The sequence below is a fragment of the Phyllobacterium sp. UNC302MFCol5.2 genome, assembly GCF_000686005.1.
Lineage (GTDB): Bacteria > Pseudomonadota > Alphaproteobacteria > Rhizobiales > Rhizobiaceae > Phyllobacterium > Phyllobacterium pellucidum.
Genome location: NZ_JMLL01000007.1, coordinates 1 through 3,269, shown reverse-complemented (window position 1 = coordinate 3,269; position 3,269 = coordinate 1). Strand labels below are relative to the sequence as shown.

General features: G+C 59.5%; 3 protein-coding genes and 1 tRNA gene. 2 read left to right on the top strand and 2 right to left on the bottom strand.

The window, feature by feature from the left end; all coding sequences use genetic code 11:
- The first annotated feature begins 10 nt into the window (after positions 1 to 10).
- Positions 11 to 87: transfer RNA gene (locus BR48_RS0101785), tRNA-Met, on the top strand.
- Between the two features lie 55 nt (positions 88 to 142).
- On the opposite strand, the gene BR48_RS0101780 is transcribed toward BR48_RS0101785, so the two are convergent.
- Both BR48_RS0101780 and BR48_RS0101775 read right to left on the bottom strand, forming a co-directional pair.
- Entirely contained in the window at positions 143 to 643 is a 501-nt protein-coding gene (locus tag BR48_RS0101780; protein WP_027229747.1) for a gluconokinase, read from the bottom strand.
- Entirely contained in the window at positions 640 to 1,407 is a 768-nt protein-coding gene (locus BR48_RS0101775) for an SDR family oxidoreductase (protein ID WP_027229746.1), read from the bottom strand. The genes BR48_RS0101780 and BR48_RS0101775 overlap by 4 nt, the downstream gene beginning before the upstream one ends.
- Positions 1,408 to 1,606: 199 nt before the next feature.
- Here BR48_RS0101775 and BR48_RS0101770 point away from each other — a divergent pair, with 199 nt between their 5' ends.
- Positions 1,607 to 3,040, top strand: a complete 1,434-nt coding sequence (locus BR48_RS0101770) for an aldehyde dehydrogenase family protein (RefSeq protein WP_027229745.1) — start codon at positions 1,607 to 1,609, stop codon at positions 3,038 to 3,040.
- Positions 3,041 to 3,269: the final 229 nt, after the last annotated feature.

Here is a 3,269-nt window from a genome sequence, read left to right as displayed (position 1 = left end):
ACACAATTGACGCGGGGTGGAGCAGCCCGGTAGCTCGTCAGGCTCATAACCTGAAGGTCACAGGTTCAAATCCTGTCCCCGCAACCAACATCACATAACACCAATCCACACAAAAGCCCGGCATCCCCCGGCTTGCGTGCGTTTATGGGTCCAATTCTTTTAGCCAGGACACGCTTGCCTGCACGATGACATTGATCGGTTCTGCCACATCCTGGCGCAGGACGCGAGGCTCATCAACCGGCGCCTCGAGCGTCGTCAGTTGGCTGCCCAGCATGGTAACCGGCATGAAATGCCCGGTGCGTTTGGCCATGTGCTCATGCAACACTGCCTCGCTGCCATCGAGGAACACGAAAGCCAGGGGCCCGGCAGCAGCCTTGCGCAAGCGGTCGCGATAGACTTTCTTCAATGCCGAGCACGATACAACGATCCCGTCTTCGGCCGCTGCCAACGTCGCGCCGATCTGGTCAAGCCACGGCCAGCGGTCGTCATCCGTCAATGGCGTGCCTGCCGCCATCTTGGCTACATTGCTTGCCGGGTGCAGGCTATCGCCTTCAAGGAATGGCAGCCCGAGAACTTTGGCAATGTCGGCGCCGACGGAAGATTTTCCGGAGCCGCTCACACCCATGACGATAACGCGAATCATACCGAGGCCGTTATCCCGCCATCGACATGCAGGACCTGGCCGTTGACGAAGGAAGAAGCGTCACCAGCAAGAAACACTGCCGCGCCCACCAATTCATCGACATTACCCCATCGGCCCGCGGGCGTACGCTTTTCCAGCCATGCCGAAAAATCCGCATTGTCCATAAGCGCATGGTTGAGCGGCGTCTTGAAGTAGCCGGGCGCAATGGCGTTGATCTGCAAGCCGTGCTTCGCCCAGTCGGCGCACATGCCGCGGGTCAGGTTCCGCACCGCCCCCTTTGTCGCCGTATAGGGCGCGATCGACGGGCGCGCGAGCTCGCTCTGGACAGAACCAATGTTGATGATCTTGCCTCGGCCGCGTTTGATCATATGCCTGGCGACAGATTGGCCGGCGTAAAATACGCTTGAGATATTGGTCTGCAGCAATTGCTGCCATCTATCCTCGGGAAAATCCTCGAGCGGTGCGCGAAACTGCATGCCGGCATTGTTGACAAGAATATCGATCGGCCCAATTTCCGTTTCGATCCCATCGACCCCTGCCTTTACTGCGGCAAGATCGGTTACATCGAATGTCGAGGCATAGGCCTTAAGCCCGGCGGCCGCGAGTTCACCGACGGCGGCGTCGACCTTTACCCTGTCACGCCCATTGATGACGACCGCCGCACCGTGCTCGGCGAGCCCTTTGGCAAGCGCGAAACCAATGCCTTGGCTCGAACCGGTGACAAGGGCAAGCCGTCCTTCAAGATTGAACAGCGGATAGGGCATTCTTTCGTACCTCCTCGCTGACGCCTGAAAATAGCGCCAGGCCTTCCTATATCAAGTCTTCGAATCGGCGGCGATGTTCGCACAGACGGCCATGGCGGCGAAACCTATTCGGGTCAAATCGAGAGAAGCGGCGCAATTTCACGTTGAACCCGACTGCTCCTATGCTATTGGTTCGGCCAAACGGAGAGAGATATATCACATGACCCTGCACCAGAACTTTATCAATGGCGAGTGGTTCGGCAGCGATGCCGTTGCCAACGTCAATCCCTCGAATACCAATGATGTCGTCGGCGAGTACGCACGTGCCAGCGCTGAAGATACAGTTCGGGCCATCGCGGCGGCAAAGGCAGCGTTTCCCGCCTGGTCGCGTTCGGGCATTCTCGAGCGTCATGCGATCCTGCGCAAGACTGCCGATGAAATCACCGCGCGCAAGGACGAACTCGGCCGCCTGCTGTCGCGGGAGGAGGGCAAGACACTCGCGGAAGGGATCGGCGAGACGCTGCGCGCCGCACAGATTTTCGATTTTTTTGCCGGCGAAGTTCTGCGGCTTGCCGGTGAAGTGATTCCGAGCGCCCGTCCGAACATCGGGGTGGAGATTACGCGCGAACCCGTCGGGGTCGTCGGTATTATCACGCCGTGGAATTTCCCGATTGCCATTCCCGCGTGGAAGATCGCGCCGGCGCTCGCCTATGGCAACACGGTGGTGTTCAAGCCGGCCGATCTCGTACCCGGCTGCTCCTGGGCCATCGTCGATATTCTGCACCGCGCCGGCCTGCCCAAGGGCGTTCTCAATCTCGTCATGGGCAAGGGGTCGGTGGTCGGTCAGACGATTCTCGACAGTGCCGATGTCCAGGCCATCACTTTCACGGGATCCGTCGGCACCGGAAAGCGCGTCGCCGCAGCTTCGATCGAGCATATGCGCAAGTTCCAGCTGGAGATGGGCGGCAAGAATCCGTTCGTCATTCTCGACGACGCGGACCTCAACGTCGCAGTCGAGGCAGCCGTCAACAGCGCCTTCTTTTCGACAGGGCAGCGCTGCACGGCCTCGTCGCGCATCATCGTCACCGAAGGCATCCACGACAAATTCGTTGCCGCCGCGACAGAGCGCTTGAAGGGGCTTGTGATCGATGACGCGTTGAAGGCGGGCACGCATATCGGCCCGGTGGTCGACCAGGGTCAGCTCGATCAGGATATGAATTATATCGAGATTGGAAGGAGCGAAGGCGCAAAGCTGGCGTTCGGCGGCGAACGGCTCAACCGCGAGGCCCCGGGCTTCTATCTGCAGCCCGCCCTGTTCACCGAGGCAACCAACCAGATGCGCATTTCGCGCGAAGAGATTTTTGGCCCCGTCGCCAGTGTCATTCGCGTCAAGGATTACGAGGAAGCCCTGCATACCGCCAATGACACGCCGTTCGGCCTGTCGTCCGGCATAGCGACGACCAGCCTGAAGCATGCAACGCATTTCAAGCGCAATGCTGAGGCCGGCATGGTGATGGTCAATCTGCCGACCGCAGGTGTCGACTTCCATGTGCCGTTTGGCGGGCGCAAGGGGTCGAGCTACGGCCCGCGCGAGCAGGGCAAATATGCGGCGGAGTTTTATACGACGGTAAAGACTGCCTATACGCTGGCTTGATTTCGCGGTCGCATCTTTGTGACAGCCTTGGTTTTCGCAGGCGCTGCCATAGCAGCGCCTGTTTTCGTTGGGCTTTTTCGATTAGCCGCGATCGCTTATCCACAGGGTTGGGTGTTGGTTGGAAAAAGTTTCGGGAAATTGAAAAAGGCGTGTTGACAGTTTTGTTGGGCGGGGTCTATATACCGGCACAACGAGGGCGGGGCGCCGCTGGCGGTTGCTGAATGCGCCC

What these genes read in the sequence shown, in the direction of transcription:
- BR48_RS0101780 (WP_027229747.1), bottom strand. Translation starts at nt 643, where the DNA reads ATGATTCGCGTTATCGTCATGGGTGTGAGCGGCTCCGGAAAATCTTCC.
- BR48_RS0101775 (WP_027229746.1), bottom strand. Translation starts at nt 1,407, where the DNA reads ATGCCCTATCCGCTGTTCAATCTTGAAGGACGGCTTGCCCTTGTCACC.
- BR48_RS0101770 (WP_027229745.1), top strand. Translation starts at nt 1,607, where the DNA reads ATGACCCTGCACCAGAACTTTATCAATGGCGAGTGGTTCGGCAGCGAT.